Below are 18,161 nucleotides of genomic sequence, written 5' to 3'. Positions count from 1 at the left end.
TTAATGGTTTGTCTTATCCACGAGTTTTTTACTTGAAACCTTCTCCTGCAAATATTGAAACACCAGGTATAATAGAGGTATAACGATCACACCCAGGATCACACCGCTTAACATCCCCATTGCTGCTCCGGTGCTGATGGAGTGGTTGCCTGTTGCTGTTCCGCCCGATGCGAACATCAATGGGATCATACCTGCTATAAAAGCCAATGAGGTCATTAAGATCGGTCTTAGACGTGCTTTGGCACCCTCCAGAGCCGAATCAAGGAGTGAAGAACCTGCACGTCTACGCTGCAAAGCAAACTCAACGATGAGAATCGCATTCTTGGCCAAGAGACCAATTAGCATAATCAATCCGACTTGAACGTATATATTATTGTCCAGACCGATAGCACGTGTTCCTAAGAACGATCCTATAATCCCTGTCGGAATCGATAACAGAACTGCCAACGGCAATAGGTAACTTTCATATTGAGCGGAAAGCAAGAAGTAGACGAACAATAAGCTCAATGTCAAAATGATCATCGTCTGATTGCCGGAAGATTTTTCTTCAAGGCTAAGTCCTGTCCATTCGTAACTATAGTCTCCGGGTAGCTTGTTCAATACGTTTTTCTCCAATGTTTCCATAATAGCTCCGTTACTGATGCCCGGATTACTAACGACATTTATGGTGAGTGAGTTGTACAGGTTGTAGCGTGTTACGGATTCTGGTCCATAGACTTTACGTAGTGTTACCAATGTATTTACGGGCAGCATTTCCCCTTTGTTATTCTTGATAAATATTTCATTGAATGCGTCCTTATCTGTTCTAAAAATTCCATCTGCTTTTACGGCAATACGATAGAATTTACCAAAGCGATTGAAATTCAATGATTGATCGCCCGCAAAATAGGTCTGGACCGAAGAAAGCATTTCACTGACATCGACTCCAAGCTGGGCAGCTTTATCCTCGTCAACTTCCAGTTCCATTTGAGGGTAATCCGCTCTAAACATGGTATAAGCAAATTGCACACCCGGTTGTTGCATGATCTTAGCAATAACAGAATCGGACATCGCTTTAAGCTCCACCGGGGATTTACCGGCTCTATCCTGCAGTACAAGTTCGGCCCCGTTCATCATACCGTAACCGTCAACAGGAGGGGAGCGGAAGGCCATTGCATTACCTTCTTTGACAGTGGTCAGCTTTTCAGAAATCACCTGATGGATCTGATCAATATCGTTCATTTCACCACGTTTTTTCTTATCCTTTAGACGGATGAATCCTGTTGCATATGCCGCACTGGAGTTGTTCCCGATCATATTGAAACCCGTTATACTTGTGTGACTTTCAATAGCGGGTAGGTCAGCGAGTAGCTTTTCTATTTTTTCCACGGCTTTTGTCGTCCGATCGAGACCGGTTCCCGGCGGCATCTCCAAACTGTACACGACAAAGTTGTCATCTTCCATTGGAACAAAGCTTTTTGAGGTACTCGTCATCAAATATCCTGCAGCAGCTATCGTGGTGATAATTAATAAAGCTGCTATCCATTTTCTCTTAACGAGGAATTTCAGTGAACCAACATATCTATTTGTCATGTTCTCAAAACCAGCATTAAATGCTTTGAAAAACCGCTGGGAGAATCCTGCTTTCTGCGTTTGCCCGTTGTGATTTTCGGCATGTGTGTTTTTCAGTAACAAGGCACATAGTGCTGGGGTCAATGTAAGCGCATTGATTGCCGAAATTACAATAGCGATAACTAGCGTATAGGCAAATTGCTTATAAAACATTCCCGATGAACCCGTCATAAAACCGATCGGAATAAATACAGCGCACATGACCAAGGTAATCGAGATTACGGCACCAGTTATTTCGCCCATGGCACTGTGTGTGGCCTCATTACCGGTCATGGTCGATGTTTCCATCTTGCCATGGACGGCTTCGACGACAACAATGGCGTCGTCGACGACAATACCGATCGCCAATACCAAGGCGAAAAGGGTCAATATATTGATGGTAAAACCAAATACCAGCAAGAAAAAGAACGTTCCCACGATGGCAACTGGTACCGCAATTGCGGGGATAATGGTCGATCGGATATCCTGCAGGAATAAGAACACAACCAAAAAGACCAAAATGAATGCTTCAATTAATGTAGAACGTACTTGAGCGGTACTTTCATCCAGACGTTCCTTGGTACTGATCAGTTTAAAGATCTTGATGCCGGGAGGAAAAGAGCGTTGTGCTATTTCGATCTGTTTATCGATCCCTATTTCGATTTCATTGGCATTGGAACCAGAAGTCTGGAAAATACCGATTGTAACCGTGTTCAAACCATTATTTTGCGAGTTACCGCTATAGCTGATCGAACCAAATTCTATCCGGGCAACATCTTTTAGCCGGACGATCTGAACATCATTATTTTTGACAATAATGTTTTCATACTGTTCCGGAAGGTTCTTTTTCCCTTTATATCGAATGACATATTCCAGGGGTGCTTTTGATTCTTCACCTAATTTTCCCGGGGCAGATTCCAGACTTTGTTTAGAAATAGCGGCGATGACCTCTTGAGGTACAAGACCGTAACTTGCCATTTTCTGAGGGTTCAGCCAAACGCGCATGGAGTAGTCTTTGGAGCCAAATACCATGGCCTGGCCCACGCCGGGAACACGTTTGATCTGTGGGATCAGGTTAATGTTGACATAGTTCTGCAGGAATAATTCATCATATTTTTTGTTATCTACGGTATAGATATTGAAAATCATGATCATGCTATTCTGCTGTTTGGAAGTCGTCAATCCCATACGGACCACTTCCTGTGGCAAAATTGGAGTAGCCTGCTGCACCCTGTTTTGTACGTTTACTGCTGCCTGATCTGGATTTACCCCAGCCTTGAAGACGATACGCACCGAAAATGTACCGTCATTACTGGCCGTTGAGGTAATATATTCCATGTCCTCCACACCGTTGATCTGTTCTTCCAGTGGTGTAACAACTGAGCGTAGTACGGTTTCACTATTACCGCCGGGGTAACTTCCTGTCACTTGGACAGTGGGTGGAGCGATGTCCGGGAACCGTGTCTGTGGTAACCTGAGTAGACCGATGATTCCGAGTATGACAAATATGATAGATATAACAGTTGCCAAAACTGGCCTGTCAATAAATTTCTTCAGCATTTTATTTTAAATTTTAGATAAATCTACTACAGGTTCTTATTTCTTAGTAGGTTGAACCTGCATTCCGTCATTAAGCATATCAATTCGATTCATTACGATTTTTTCACCCGCTGTTAGACCTGATTTGAGCAGATACTCGTTGGCCGTATTTCCGGCAATCTCGATCTGTTTCATGGCAATTTTGTTTTTGTCTCCGATGACATAAACAAAATAGCGGTCCTGGATATCTTTAACAGCTGCCATGGGAACTAACAATACATTGTCATGAGCCTTTTTTAGGACAACTTTGGCTGAACCGCCTGAACGAAGTATTTTGTCCGGGTTGGAAAAGATTGCCTTTAGTGTCATACTACCAGTCGTCCTATCAATATTACCGCTGGCCATTTCTACTTTTCCAGGGTGATTATAGACTGTACCGTCAGCCAGGATCAATGTTGCATCATCCTGAGATGATTTTGTTTTATGGTCCTTCATAAAGGTTATAAAATCAGCTTCGCTTAAGGAGAAATAGACGTTCACGGTATTGATTTCAGACAATGTTGTCAACGGTGTTGCATCTGCAGCCGTAATCAGATTTCCGATACGATTTGGGATCCGCCCGATATATCCGCTTACTGGAGCATTTATTAAGGTAAATCGCGCATTGATTTGCGAGGAGCCTAAGGCCGCTTGTGCCTGTGCAACCTGAGCTTTTGCAGCAGCGTAATTTGCTTCGGCAGTTTTAAGTTGAAGTTCGGTGTACACCTTACCTTCTACCAAGGGCTTGATTTTTTCAATTTCCAGTTTGGCATTTTGCTCTGCGGACAGCGCTGCCTGATAAGCTGCCCTGCTGTTATTAACTTGTTCATTATATACATCTGCTTTTATTTTGAAAAGGGCTTGGCCTTTGGTGACGTAATCCCCCTCCTTCACATAGATCTGCTCCAGATAACCCGTTACTTGAGCTTTTACGTCAACATTGACCGTACCTTCTAATGTGCCGGGATATTTTTTTTCTGTTTCCGCCTGTGCAGGGGATAGTTCGATAAAGTCAACAGTAACTGCCTGCTCTTGCGGTTGTTCTTGGTTACCTCCACAGGACGATAATAATGTAGCTGCTGTAATAAATGTAAGGATAGGTTTTAAAGTCATCGTTCTTAGTGCCATTTTATCATTTTATATAAAGCAAAAGAAAGAATTCTTTTAAGGGATGTTGTAAGGAAATCTACCGAGACGTAACAATTGCTTGCTGAAACGTAGCTATAATGCGCTGAATTTTGATATTATTTAATCAGAATGGGGCTTTTTTGTCGTTTTCCTTAGAAAGACGCTACTCGCGGAACTGATCTCACCCTGTTAATTGGGGCCAAAAAATTGGAATTAAAGACTGCTGTCTATTAATAATCCAGCCAGTTTTTTAAGAGTTGTGCTTTTTCGCGGCTGACGAGGATTTCGACATCTTCGCTATATTTGATTTCTACTTTAAGTTTGCCATTAAAATGATTATGTAATCTCTTTATTGCGTCTATATGCACAATAAATTGTCTATTGGCACGGAAAAAAACTTTGGAATTTAGTTGTTGTTCCAGTTCTTCTAAGGTTTGTGGTACAATTTCGACCGTGCCGCATTTCAATTTGGCATGTGTCAACTTAAACTCTGAATAAAAATATTGAATGTCTTCTACCAGTATTGTTTTATAACCATCCTTGTAGGGTAGGAGAAATCGGGTTCTGAAATCTTTTGGATAAATAAAATCCAATAAGCCCCGGATCGGGTCCTGATTCGTCTGTTGAAGTTTTAGACTGTCTAATTTGATCAGCGCATTTTCTAATTCTTTTTTCTCTACAGGTTTCAGGAGATAATCTATACTGTTGAACTTAAAGGCCCTGACGGCATATTCATCAAATGCGGTCGTAAAGATAATGGGGCAGTCAATTTTTATACTTTCCAGAATCTCGAAACTTAAACCATCAGAAAGACGGATATCCATCATGACCAAATCCGGAGATTCATTGCCTTGAAACCAATTGATACTGTCCGCAATATTATCCAAAACATCCAATATCTGTATGGAGGGTTTTATTTCCCGCAACAGTCGTTTGAGACGATCAGCATTCAGTTTTTCATCTTCAATAATTAAGACATTGGTTATGCTCATGAGTTTTGTTCTATAAGTGGTAGATTTACTTTAAATGTTTTTCCGTTGTTCAATATCTCCGGCTGTAGATTTGACAGAAGATCATATCTTTTAATGATGTTGGAAATACCTATTCCTGAGGATTCCGATACATTTTCTATGGGTATCAAAATATTCTCGACAACAAGCTGATTCTGTGCATTGGTGTATACCTTGATTTTTAACGAACGCTTTTTGTTGGTCTGATTATGTTTTAATGCATTCTCAACCAGGAGCTGTAGCGTGAGCGGTGGTAATTGATAATTGGACTTGGCAGGATCTACGTTAATTTCAAAATGGACACCATCCCCAAATCTATTCTTTATCAAGAAAATATAGGAATCAAGGAAATTGAGCTCTTCTTCCAGCGAAATAACATCTTTTTTTGAATTCACCAATAGATAGCGGTATATTTTGGAGAAATTTTCGGCATATTCATATCCCAGCTGTTGATCTTCTAAAATTATTTCCGACAATACGCTCAGATTATTGAATACAAAATGAGGGTCAATTTGCAGTTTTAGGGACTGAAGCTCGGCCTCTAAAATAACTTGGCCAAGTTTGGCCGCGCGTATAGATTCATTTTTCCAGTTGTTAATCAGATGGATCCCAATATTTATCCCCATAATCATTAAAGCGATCATCACACTGATGGAGATATTTTGTATCGCACCTCTTTTTTCCTCTAAAGATGTTGCAATGGTAACGTTCTGTAGTTCAAAATAATAACGGGAGATGATGTAAACCAGTAATAAATTGATGAGTAGAACGACAATGAGATTGATGACGGTTTCAATAAGCAGTCTTTCAGTTGGATTGTCCTTCCAAGTTAAGACAGCGTCCAAGCGATTATGGACAATAATGCTAAATTCCGAAATGAGGAAACTATAAATAATTGTAAATGTCCATTCGCCCAGTATTTCAAATATATTTCGTTGGAAATAGCCATTCCAGCAGCTGGCGAACGGATCTATAATATAAGCAACAAGGTAGATGAGGAAAAAAGACAACAGGGTAAATAATAACCTCTTCTTATTTGTACTGATTAAATTTTTTTCATTCTTATAGATCGTCTTCTCCTGCATACGTTTTACGTGTATATTGCCATTAAATCAATACAAATTTCGCAATTCATTTAAGAATTGGATTACAAATTTATTCTGAAGTGTACAAAGAGTAAACTGAAATACCCATTTACCGCAGCTCAATCGTATAGATACAAATCTTGGATTGTCCTCTTCAGTTTAGTTTGATCCATTCATCCAGTTGATAATATAAGGAATTCAATTACGCTTTACAATCGAAATAATGGATGTAGCCTATTATTTTCTTAAATTGGCTCTTATAAATTAATTTTAAGATGGCTGAATTTTATCATTTAAATTGCGTTCGGATTGTTTCATCTGTGAATGACAATGTATGTGGACACTGCCTTTTAATCAAAGAAGGCGAAAGATTGGTTTTAGTGGATACAGGTATTGGTTTAATGGATACGATGTTTCCGATAGAACGAATTGGTAAAGAACTTGTCGAAATGGTCGGCTATCGATTTAATGAAGATTTAACGGCTATCCGTCAGATTGAAAAACTTGGATTTGATCCGTCCGCTGTAACGGATTGTGTGATATCCCATTTGGATAACGATCATATTGGTGGATTGGCTGATTTTCCAAATGCAACAGTTCACCTTGGACAAGAAGAGTATGAAAATTATTTGTCCGGTAATCAACGCTACCTGGTGACACCATTGTTGCATAACCCCGTAATCAGGACGTATGCAAAAAGTGATTTTCAATGGCATGGCCTTGAAGCGAGAAAACTCGCGATTGATCTGAAACTGTCCTTATATCTTGTTCCACTTTTTGGGCATACACTGGGGCATTGTGGTGTTGCGATAGAATCACAGGAAGTAAAGTTGCTCTATGTGGCTGACGCGTATTACATGAGAGTTGAGTTGACAGACGAAACACATCCTGTAAATAGCTTAGCCAAAATGAGAGCGGAAGATAACCGTCTACGACTGGCTTCGATGGATAAAATTCGTGAATTTGTAGCTGATCATTCCGAAATAAAGGTATTTGGTTACCATGATATTGAAGAATTTAGCGAGTTTATGGATTCAAGTAGTCCAAAAAGTTGATAAACGGAAGTGATAAAAAGGATTGACAATATTTGAAATGTTGCCAATCCTTTTGATTAAGGGGTCGCCTTATCTCTACGTCAAATAATACGACCGATTATTTTGGTTCTGTGTGTGTGGTTGGTGTGTGTATAATATCGAAATAAACGGACTTATTGTCATTGTTTGGATAAATCCGGTACGTAAATTCCTCTTTTGTCAATACAGTAATATCAACGATACGTGTGAAAAGCGTTTCTCCAGCAGCGTTTTTAGCAACGATGGTCCGTGTCTTTCCATCCGCTGAAACCGACCAGTCGCCATGCATTTTGGGAGAGTCATCAAGATTGAACATGGTAAAGGTGCCATCAGATTTAAAATAGGCAAAACCTACAAAATTTGAAACGTTGGCATCTGTCAGGACCACATTTTCACCTTTGTTATTTTTGGCATTGGTAGTTTCCCAGGCTGTACTTGCTAATATTTCGCTGGGCGTCAGCTGAGGTTCGGGTGTTACCTCATCATCCTTACTGCAGCTACCAAGTAATAAAGTGCAAATGACCATGTAACATAGCATTGCAATCATTTTTAAGTTTTTCATGTTATTGAATTTATTGTCTCACAAAAATAATTGCGTGATTGTGATTGCATTTGTCCCTTTTATTCCAAGGTTTGAAGTATTTATAACTGTGGCAATCGTTATGCATGAAATTGTAATGGATAGGGCGAAGATATCGGAGTCTCAATAGGGGGAGATCAAGTAGGAGTAGGAGTAGGAGTAGGAGTAGGAGTAGGAGTAGGAGTAGGAGTAGGAAAGTCCAAACTTAGCGGAAACGGTAAAAGGTCAAAGATGTTGCTACCAAAAATAAGGCAGGAGACCCTCGCGGTCCCCTGCCTCCCAGATATGTGATATAAAATTAGAAAAATTGCACTTTCGAAAATTAGTTATTGCTCCAGCCGCCACCTAAGGAACGATAGAGATCTACTACAGCTGAAAGTTCGGCTTTTTTGACTTGCGCGAGCTCCAGTTCACTCTGCAATATATTGCTTTGCGCGGTGATTACTTCTAGGTAAGTAGCCATACCCGTCTCAAACAGTAGGTTGGCATGTTTTGTAGCCTCTTTCAAACGATTGGTTCGATCCAAAGTAATCTGTTGTTTTTCTTTTAGTTTTTGGATCGAGACCAAAGCATCGGAAACCTCGCCAGCCGCAGCAATGACCTTTTGTTTGAAAATCATCACATTTTTTTCTTGTTCTATACGAGCAAGTTCATATTGTGTTTTCAACTCTCTACGCTGAAAAATAGGCTGTGTAATACTTCCTGTAATAGCACCAAATAGCGAGCCTGGCAAATTAAACCAGTTACTTGCTTTGAATGCATTAACTCCAGCCTCGGCACTAATGACCAAGGACGGATACATTCTCGCTTTGGCGGATTTTTGATAGGCCTGAGAAGCTGTGACAGCAAGTTCAGCCTGTTTCACATCCGGACGGTGGCTTAATAAGTCTGCCGGTATCCCTGTAGCCAAATCTTCGGGAAAACGAACATTGACCAATTGCTCTTGTGTTTTGATTTCCGCAGGGAGTTTACCACTAAGGATTTGGATCGCATTCTCTTGAAGTCGGATCTGCTGCTCGAAATCAGGGATAAGTGCGGCCGCAGATAAACGCTGTGCATCGACTTGTTCTAAGGCGAGCAATGTAATATCACCAACTTCGTATTGTTGCTTAACGATGCGGAGTGTCGTGTCGCTCAACTGTAAATTTTGCTGTGCGATATCCCGCAATTGGTAGAGCATCAAAAGTTGATAATAGCCTTGTGCTACCTGGGCAATCAATTGTGTTTGTATGACTTTTTTTGCTTCTTCCGTCTGTAAGTACGATGCTAAAGCAGCGGCGTTCTGGTTTTTGATTTTTCCCCATAGGTCAGCCTCCCAGGACACACCCACTGAAGCCGTATAGTCTTCAACATGGTGCTGTTTTAAAAATTGGCCCAAACTCAATCCGTTCATACTGTTATTGGAGGGGTTGGTGCTGTTTCCCCTGATCTGCAACTGTGCCGAAGGAAGATAATTTGCCTTTGCCTGCCTTAAGCTCAATTGAGATGCCTCGATATTTTTAAGAGCCAATTGCATATCCAGGTTATGTTGGATAGCACTGTCGATCAAACTTTGTAAAACCCGATCTTTAAAAAAGTCGCGCCAGGGAATAGAACCAATATTGTTTTCTTGTGACGCTTTTCCCTGATCACGATATTGCTCGGGCAGATTTGGCGCAAGGTTTTTATTGCTGACCAATTTATCTGTTTTACAAGACCACGCTGCAAAAGATAAGATGAAAATAGTCAGTAGCTTTGCTTTTCTATTCATATATTTCGATGTTGTCATTGTTCACTAATTATTTGTATGTACAGGAATTTCCAAAGCAATGGATTCATTTTCCCGTTGTTTTTCGCCCGGCGTGCCGCTTACTTTCTCCTGTATAAATTGGAAAACAATAAAGAGGATAGGAATAATAAACAGTCCTAATACAACGCCACTGAGCATTCCACCAGCTGCTGCAATACTGATTGAGTGGTTACCCTGTGCAGAGGGGCCTACTGCGCTCATCATAGGAATCATACCTACAATAAAGGCTAGGGAGGTCATGATAATAGGACGCAGACGTAAGCGTGCTGCTTTAAGCGCCGCACTAGGTATTGAGAGTCCCTGTTTCCGACCCTGAATAGCAAATTCGACAATTAAAATAGCATTCTTTGCCAACAAGCCAATCAACATGACCAGAGCTACCTGAACGTAAATATTATTGGCCGTATCGGTGAGACTAATTGCTGCAAAGACCCCGAATATCCCTGTTGGAATAGAGAGTATAACCGCTAATGGGATAATATAACTTTCATATTGTGCTGCAAGCAGGAAGTAAACAAAGATTAAACAAAGAATAAAAATAAGGGTCGACTGACCTCCCGAAACAATTTCTTCTTTGGTCATACCCGAAAATTCATAGGTAAATCCAGTAGGTAAATGTTGCTTCGCCACTTCTTCCACCGCACGGATCGCATCCCCAGAACTATAGCCGGGTTTTGGGATTGCATTGATTCCGATCGAATTAAATAGATTGTAACGCGAAGCAGTCTCCGGTCCATATACACGTTGCAATTTGACCAACGTGTTGATCGGTACCATGTCACCTAATCTGTTTTTTACAAAGATTCCGTCCATGGAAGTTGGTTCGCTACGATCTTTTGCATCCGCTTGGACCATAACACGATAGTACTTTCCGAATCGATTAAAATCTGACGCCTGCGCACTACCAAAATAAGCTTGCATGGTTTGTAAGATACTTTTGGTACTTACACCAAGTTGTTCGGCTTTGATGTCATCCACTTGTAGCTCATACTGCGGGTAGTCGGCTTTGAAGGTTGTAAAGGCCATCATGATTTCAGGACGCTTCATGAGTTCTCCTATGAACCCTTGACCTATTGTACTGAATTTACCAAGTTGTCCACCTGTCCGATCTTGAAGAACCATATCGAGACCATCCACGTTACTAAATCCAGGGACTGTAGGGAAGGTAAACACGAAGAAGTTGGCGCCCTTGATACTTGCTAAACGTTGGTTCACATCGGCCATAATAGCGTTGATGTCCTTGATACTGCCACGTTCTTCATGTGGTTTCAGCAAAATAAATGCTACACCTGCTGATGGACTGGTTGATTGCGTTAAAATATTAAAACCAGCCAAAACGTTTAGTGTCTTGGTGAAGTCAGCATGTTGAAGTTGTTTTTCAGCTTCAGCTAATGCTTCCGAAGTCCGATCCAAAGAGGCACCGGCTGGCATAGAAAATGATATAGCGATAAAACCTTGGTCTTCGGAAGGGATAAATCCTGTTGGTGTACGACGAATCATAAAAATTGTCAACAACAAGGTGATACCTAAGCCTGCAAAAGCTACCCATTTGTAACGGACCAGAAAACGTAAGCTGCCTAAATAGTTTTTGGTCAGGCGGTCAAAACCGACATTGAATCCTGTGAAGAAACGTTCTTTGAAATTAAGTTTCTTGGTCTCGTCGTGGTTATGGTGCGTAGGTTTTAAAAATAGGGCACAGAGCGCCGGACTTAATGTCAGTGCATTGATCGCCGAAATCACAATTGCTATGGCCAATGTAAAGGCAAATTGTCGATAGAAAACTCCAGTCGAACCTTCCATAAAACCAATAGGGAGGAAGACCGCAGACATGACCAGGGTAATGGAGATAATGGCTCCCGTAATCTCACTCATGGCAGAGGTCGTTGCTAATTTGGGCGGGAGATTATTATGCTCCATTTTGGCGTGTACAGCCTCGACCACCACGATCGCATCATCCACGACGATACCGATTGCCAGTACAAGCGCAAATAAGGTTAATAGATTGATGGAGAAGCCAAAAAGCTGCATAAAGAAAAATGTTCCTACAATTGCCACTGGTACAGCAATGGCCGGTATCAGTGTTGATCTAAAATCCTGAAGAAATAGGAAAACAACTAAAAAGACCAGAATAAATGCTTCGATCAATGTGTGTTTAACTTGATCAATGGATTGGTCGAGCGCATCTTTAGTGTTATATAAAACGAGATATTTTACACCTTTTGGAAAGCTTAACGAAGCTTTTTTCATAAACTCCTGTATGGCAATCTGAATTTCATTCGCATTGGATCCCGCTAATTGCATTACACCGATGTTGAGACCAGCTTTTCCATTGATGCGGGTCTTACTGGCATAAGTATAAGATCCTAACTCAACACGAGCTACATCTTTCAGTTTTAATACAGAACCATCTGTGTTTGAACGGATAATGATGTTCTCGTAATCGCTCGGCTGATTAAGTTTACCTTTATACTTAATGACAAATTCAAAAGCTTCACGGCTACTTTCTCCAAATTTTCCGGGAGCGGCTTCTACGTTTTTATCCTGAATAGCTGCCATTACCTCCTCAGGGGTCAGTTTGTAAGCAGCCATTTGGTTTGGATTAAGCCATACGCGCATGGAATAATCTTTACTACCGCCAAAAACCGACGCTTGTCCCACTCCGGGGATACGTTTCAGCTCCGGAATAATATTGATCTGTGCATAGTTGGTAATAAACGTTTGGTCATATTTACCTTCATCCTCAGTATATAGATCCAATACCATGATCAAGCTATTTTGTTGCTTGGCTGTTGTGATTCCGGCCTGAACAACTTCGGAAGGAAGTTGACTGGTGGCCTGTGCAACACGATTCTGCACATTGACAGCAGCCTGATCCGGATCCGTACCAAGTTTAAAATATACGGTAATCATCAATGACCCGTCATTACTGGCGGTAGAGCTCATATAGCTCATGTTTTCGACCCCATTGATAGACTCTTCCAGCGAAGGAGCAACAGCACGAAGTACTGTTTCGGCATTTGCGCCTGGATATAATGCCGTGACCTGTACCGCAGGCGGGGCGATGTCTGGAAACTGCTGTAAGGGCAGCTTTAGGATACCGATTACTCCCAATATCACAAGTAATATGGAAATTACGGTGGCAAGTACAGGCCTTTCTATAAATTTCTTAAGCATAAGTTTGTCGTTATAATATTAATTGATGCTGTCTTTTGATAAAGCTTGTGGTGTAATTTTTTGGCCGTCTTGCAGTAAATCAATACCCTTATAAACAATGCGGTCTCCTGCATTGATTCCTTTACTTACAAGATAGTTTGAACCACTTTTTCCGATGACAGTAATAGGCTGCTGTACAACTTTATTTTCTTTTCCGACAGTATACACAAAGATCTTGTCTTGCATTTCAAGTGTAGCAAGTTGTGGCACTAATAGAGCCTGATCGTATTTCTTTTGTAGTCTGACACGGCCGGTATTTCCATTACGTAACACTCCTTCGGGATTACTGAAAGTCGCGCGTAACGTAATCGCGCCTGTGTTTTTGTCAAACTGACCATCCACCATATCTATTTTTCCTTTTTGATCATAAATAGTCTGATCAGAAAGCACCAAGCTGATCGGGGGAAGGTTGTTTAATTTTTGTTGCAGATTACTACCTTCCGTATTGTTTTTGAAGGCAATAAAATCATTTTCTCCCAATGAAAAATAGACGTGGAGATCTCTGACATTTGAAAGTGCTGTCAGGGGTTGTGTATCAGTTGGGCCCACTAAACTTCCTTGTTTACGTTGCAGCCTTCCGATATATCCATCGGCCGAAGCGCGGATCAAGGTATAGCCCACATTGATTTTTGCGGTCTCTACAGCAGATATTGCCAATTGTACATTCGCTTTAGCAGCATTGCGCGCACTGATCGCCGTTTTTAATTGAAAATCAGTCAGGACTTTGGTGTTAACCAACTTTGTTTTCTTTTCAACTTCCAGTTCTGCGGTTTCCAATGCAGCTTTCGCAGCTAATAAGTTGGCCTTAGCTTGATTCAATTGTTCTTGGTATGGGCGGTCATTAATTTTAAAAAGCGCCTGACCTTTACTGACCTTCGCACCCTCATCGACATAAATCTGTTCCAAAATGCCCTCAACCTGAGGTCTGATTTCAATATTGGCAGAAGCTTCGATTGTTGCCGGATATTCCTGATAGACGATCTCGTTGCCATTTTCGATGCTGACAACAGGAAGGCTAACTGGTGGTGGATCATTAGGTTTGCTTGTTCCTGTCGAACAGCTGTACAACAAGATTGCACTAAGCACATATGCAGTCTTTACGATATTAATTCGTTTAACACTGTTAAGTGCAGGAACGTAAATCTTCTTAAGACTTGGTGATACATTTGTTTTCATGTGATATTAAAAATTGAAGTTTTGGTATATTTAACGGTGTTAGATTCTTTAACGTTGTATTTTTTGATGCAAAAAAATTAGTCAGTAAGCGAACGGGTGATTCCGTAGATCGCATCTTTTAGTACCTCCTGGTTGGTGTTATCTCCGTTGCCTTGATTCACTAAATTGATGGATATGAGCCCATGTATAATAGACCAGTACGTGAAATATTTTCTACAGATCAGGTCTTCTGACGGACTTTTATCCTTCATGATCTCACGAATTACGTCACTGATCAATCTGCCATGAGATTCAGCACACTTATAGGTTTTTTCAAACCCACAGCAAGCTGTACCTACCCCAAACATGAGTTGGTATAATTCGCGCTCTTCAAATGCAAAATCCCAATAACTGAACCACATTGCTTCCAATTGTTTCTCCAAGTCGGTTTGAGTTGATTTGGCTTGTCTGACTTTTTTGGCAAGTAAGAGATAACCTTGGTTGGCAAGTTCGTTTAAAATTGCATCTTTGTTTGCAAAATACTCATAAATCATGGGGGCGGTATATTCGATGATATCCGCAATTTTGCGCATACTCAATGCCTGCCATCCCTCTTCTTTTACGATTTGAAGAGCGGCATCGAGAATATTTGTTCTATTCTCATCTTTAAGGCGTTGTATGCGTTCTTTACTACCCATGCTTAATGCATAAATGATTTAACAGTGTTAAGCAAAATTCTAACTTTTTATTTTATTTAATGACATTTGAAAGTCATTAAATAAAAATACCGCTCAAATGTTCTCAAATAGCCCCTTTTTTGAGCGTATTGTGGGGTATTAGGATCTGTTTTATCCGGCTTCTCTCTTTGTCCGACAATGGAATTGCCTTTTCTAGTATGGTCAGGATGTCTGTGCTTTTCTCTGTTTGTAGTAGGAGATCCAGGAAACCCAGATAGGTACGGATCAGGTCGGTTTTGACACCAAAGAAGATGCGCGGGTCTATGATGTAGATTTCTTGCAGCAATGCGAGCAATGTTTCTTTTCTTTTTTTGTCGTTGTCTGTTTGCCCGTAACCGGGTAGAAAACCTTTCTTTTCCAATTCACTGAGTTTGACAGCTACAGCATTTTCACGAACGTATTTTTTTTGTTTGCGATCCAGAAAATCGCGCAACTCAGCAAGCAGATTACGGTACACAACTTGTTTCTCTTTGCCAGTGAAGAGATTGACGTCCGTTGAAATGCTAATATCTTCTTGTTCAAAAGCGTCAAAAAAATCGGATGTTACATATACCGAGTGATGAAAATCTATCGCATTATTGTTAAAGCTGCTGAGTACTTTGGCAATTTCTCTTTTATCGCTATTGCGCAAGTAATAGTAATATCGGTCCCCGATCTGTTGGTTCCAACGAATATAATTGACGTGAAACGTGTAGGAGGGACCTTCTTCAGGGCTATATAAGGTCCATGACAGTAGATCCGTTTCTTGAATCAGATGATCATAGATTAATATGGCGCCGTTGATTCGTATGGTGTAATCTAAATCGCGGTTAAGGTATAGAAACCAGCCAAATTCCTGCGCCATGAAATCTATAAATTCTTTCGATTCCAAATAGGATGAATTTAGCCCGAAAACGCCCTCTAATCTCACTTGGGTCCCCGTCTTTTGATTTTCTATACGGGTACTTTCGCTAACGTCATATTGTTCTTTGCTGTCCCTATCGATCTGTATGCGGTATGTTTTTAAAACTCCTTCTTCTTTCACAATTGTATTCCAAATCGCTCTTGTCGCAAACAACGAAAAAGAAAACCTGCCTTTTCCTTTCTTTCCTCTTGTATAGGAACTTCGTCTGATGCTATTTTTCTTTACTGAATCCAGAAAATTACCAAATGAATAGGGGAGTGTATCGAAAACGATACCCTCTCCATTATCGCTGATGCCAATACTGTTTATATAACCGAGTTCATTGCTATCAATTACAATATCAACTTCAGTAGCTTTTGCGTCAAAGCCGTTCCATATATATTCAGCAATGACCAATTTTGGATCTTTAGGTAAACCAGCAGATTCTATACTTAGGTTGGTTATCTGTGTGTTTTTTTTCATAATGATAGCAATTCTAGCAATGTAAATTTAATCGGTAAAAACTTCATTTCCCAATTATATGTTGTTTAATTTGTACTGTTCGCGCTATTTTCTTTAATCTTTTATTTTCTGATTTTTTTTATTGAATAACTTAATAGACAGGCGATCCCAAAATAGACGACAAGGTTCAGAAGAAGATATATGCCGTTGAAATATGTTCTGTCCGGTGGTTCTGGGTAACGTTTCCCGCCTAAATAGGTATAAAAGGGAAAGGGAAAACCAAGGACATCATTGCCATCCGAAGGACTTTCGCATTTCGAAAATAGCAGGGTGATCGTTACTGTTAGTATGAAGAAGATGATCCAGGTCGTTCTTGGAAATTTTGGAAACATACGTATGTATTACTTTGTTGATACAAGTAAAAATACGATATCTTATGAATATTTAATGGATGTACTTTTCAAGAGGTTTAGATCTATCTGTTCAAAATTACAGTCAGTTGAGGCAATTTTTTCTTTTTCTTCTTCACATAAAGAACCAATTAATATTGTGAAATTGGTAGTTTTGATTAAGAAATGCTAATGGTATTATACTAAAAACTAGATTATGCTTGTAAAAACATTGAAAAGTCTTTTTTATAGAGATCTGAATAGATTGAAAACAGAAATTGCATCTTATGGACAAGAAGAGAATATCTGGATTGTTGATCATGGTATTGCGAATTCAGCGGGAAATTTATGTTTACATTTAATTGGCAATTTACAAACTTATATTGGAGCGGAGATCGGAAAGACAGGCTATATTAGAAATAGGGAGGCTGAGTTTACCCTGCGGGATATTCCAAGATCAGTACTTTTAGATGGTATAGACAATACCATAAGTGTCGTTGATCTAGCTTTGGATAAGCTTAATCAGGAGGACCTTGCCGCAATATACCCCATATTAGTGTTTGAGGAGAAGACAACAACGGAATATTTGTTGGTGCATTTAACGACACATTTAACCTACCATTTAGGGCAGATCAATTATCATCGTCGTCTGTTGGATCTATAATATTTAACGATGGAATCGGATTTAAAAAAGACATTAAATAAAAATCTTGTTGGCAAAGGGCTCCGAAATACGAGTGTAGACTTGTCTGTTTTAAAATACTATAAGCAATATGCCAAAACTTATGCCGAGATCCATAATGGCATTGTTGTACTAAGTGATTTGACGGCGAATTGGAGCTTTACCTTCATGGGGGCGATAGCTGAACGTCTGCATCTGTCTTCGCCTGATAGAAAATTGGAGATCAATAGTATTTGGGAAGACTTTCTCTTAGCACGCGTACATCCTGAAGATCTGGCGGTCAAACACAGGCTTGAACTGCAGTTTCTTGATATGGTTAAGAACATAGGTCCCAAAGAACGTTTTCAATATCAGGCAAATAGTGTGCTCCGTGTGGTAGGGAAAGATGGGAAGAATATGCTGATGTCACATCAGATCGTCTATTTGGATACCTCCGGCAAAGAGTTTCCCCAGTTGGCATTGTGCTGTTATACCTTATTGCCCGACAGAGAAGACCAACATGGGAACAATAACTATATCTTTAATCAAGTAAGCGGTGAGGCCTATTTACTCCATAAACAAGATGTCAAGGATGTCATGAGCCAACGTGAGAAGGAGGTATTGAATTGCGTAAGAGGGGGGATGATCAGTAAGGACATTGCTGAAAAGTTAGGTCTGAGTGTCAATACCATTAACCGGCATCGGCAAAATATTTTACAAAAACTGCGGGTTCGCAATCTGCACGAAGCGATCAGTATATACGATAAAATGTATAAGCAAGAAGATGATTCACAATAATGACAAGTCTGTCAAAAGCAACTTTTTTGA

14 protein-coding genes are annotated in these 18,161 nt (G+C 40.3%); 3 read left to right on the top strand and 11 right to left on the bottom strand.

What is annotated here, in order from left to right; translation table 11 throughout:
- The 4 genes from DCO56_RS02485 to DCO56_RS02470 all read right to left on the bottom strand — a co-directional run bounded on the left by DCO56_RS02485 (position 1) and on the right by DCO56_RS02470 (position 6,391).
- On the bottom strand, positions 1–3,150 hold the full coding sequence (locus DCO56_RS02485) for an efflux RND transporter permease subunit (RefSeq protein ID WP_108632165.1): 3,150 nt from the start codon (positions 3,148–3,150) through the stop codon (positions 1–3).
- A gap of 36 nt (positions 3,151–3,186) precedes the next feature.
- Positions 3,187–4,296 (bottom strand): efflux RND transporter periplasmic adaptor subunit, encoded by a 1,110-nt coding sequence (locus DCO56_RS02480; protein WP_108632164.1) that lies wholly within the window; start codon positions 4,294–4,296, stop codon positions 3,187–3,189.
- A 230-nt stretch (positions 4,297–4,526) separates the two neighbouring features.
- The gene (locus tag DCO56_RS02475) at positions 4,527–5,288 is read right to left on the bottom strand and encodes a LytR/AlgR family response regulator transcription factor (RefSeq protein ID WP_108632163.1); all 762 of its coding nucleotides are present in this window, start codon (positions 5,286–5,288) and stop codon (positions 4,527–4,529) included.
- Positions 5,285–6,391 carry a sensor histidine kinase gene (locus DCO56_RS02470; RefSeq protein WP_108632162.1) on the bottom strand — a complete coding sequence of 369 codons (1,107 nt, stop codon included), beginning with the start codon at positions 6,389–6,391 and terminating at the stop codon, positions 5,285–5,287. The genes DCO56_RS02475 and DCO56_RS02470 overlap by 4 nt, the downstream gene beginning before the upstream one ends.
- A gap of 275 nt (positions 6,392–6,666) precedes the next feature.
- On the opposite strand from DCO56_RS02470, the gene DCO56_RS02465 reads away from it, so the two are divergent.
- Positions 6,667–7,446: an MBL fold metallo-hydrolase gene (locus DCO56_RS02465; protein WP_108632161.1), complete on the top strand. Its 780-nt coding sequence runs from the start codon at positions 6,667–6,669 to the stop codon at positions 7,444–7,446.
- A gap of 97 nt (positions 7,447–7,543) precedes the next feature.
- Here the strand turns inward: DCO56_RS02465 and DCO56_RS02460 are convergent, their stop codons facing one another.
- The 7 genes from DCO56_RS02460 to DCO56_RS02430 form a co-directional block, all read right to left on the bottom strand.
- The gene (locus tag DCO56_RS02460; RefSeq protein ID WP_108632160.1) at positions 7,544–8,026 is read right to left on the bottom strand and encodes a DUF4822 domain-containing protein; all 483 of its coding nucleotides are present in this window, start codon (positions 8,024–8,026) and stop codon (positions 7,544–7,546) included.
- Between the two features lie 340 nt (positions 8,027–8,366).
- On the bottom strand, positions 8,367–9,794 hold the full coding sequence (locus DCO56_RS02455; RefSeq protein WP_108632913.1) for an efflux transporter outer membrane subunit: 1,428 nt from the start codon (positions 9,792–9,794) through the stop codon (positions 8,367–8,369).
- A gap of 24 nt (positions 9,795–9,818) precedes the next feature.
- Positions 9,819–13,007: an efflux RND transporter permease subunit gene (locus DCO56_RS02450; RefSeq protein WP_108632159.1), complete on the bottom strand. Its 3,189-nt coding sequence runs from the start codon at positions 13,005–13,007 to the stop codon at positions 9,819–9,821.
- An 18-nt stretch (positions 13,008–13,025) separates the two neighbouring features.
- Positions 13,026–14,222, bottom strand: a complete 1,197-nt coding sequence (locus DCO56_RS02445; RefSeq protein ID WP_108632158.1) for an efflux RND transporter periplasmic adaptor subunit — start codon at positions 14,220–14,222, stop codon at positions 13,026–13,028.
- A gap of 77 nt (positions 14,223–14,299) precedes the next feature.
- Complete coding sequence (locus tag DCO56_RS02440; RefSeq protein ID WP_108632157.1) at positions 14,300–14,899, bottom strand: TetR/AcrR family transcriptional regulator; 600 nt, start codon at positions 14,897–14,899, stop codon at positions 14,300–14,302.
- Positions 14,900–15,002: 103 nt separating this feature from the next.
- Entirely contained in the window at positions 15,003–16,304 is a 1,302-nt protein-coding gene (locus tag DCO56_RS02435; RefSeq protein WP_108632156.1) for an ATP-binding protein, read from the bottom strand.
- A gap of 101 nt (positions 16,305–16,405) precedes the next feature.
- Positions 16,406–16,675: a hypothetical protein gene (locus tag DCO56_RS02430; protein ID WP_108632155.1), complete on the bottom strand. Its 270-nt coding sequence runs from the start codon at positions 16,673–16,675 to the stop codon at positions 16,406–16,408.
- A 214-nt stretch (positions 16,676–16,889) separates the two neighbouring features.
- On the opposite strand from DCO56_RS02430, the gene DCO56_RS02425 reads away from it, so the two are divergent.
- On the top strand, positions 16,890–17,336 hold the full coding sequence (locus tag DCO56_RS02425) for a DUF1572 family protein (protein ID WP_108632154.1): 447 nt from the start codon (positions 16,890–16,892) through the stop codon (positions 17,334–17,336).
- 9 nt (positions 17,337–17,345) lie between these two features.
- Positions 17,346–18,131, top strand: a complete 786-nt coding sequence (locus DCO56_RS02420) for a response regulator transcription factor (RefSeq protein WP_108632153.1) — start codon at positions 17,346–17,348, stop codon at positions 18,129–18,131.
- Positions 18,132–18,161: the final 30 nt, after the last annotated feature.

It is taken from the genome of Sphingobacterium athyrii (assembly GCF_003071065.1).
Classification (GTDB): domain Bacteria; phylum Bacteroidota; class Bacteroidia; order Sphingobacteriales; family Sphingobacteriaceae; genus Sphingobacterium; species Sphingobacterium athyrii.
This window is presented reverse-complemented; position numbering and strand designations above follow the sequence as displayed.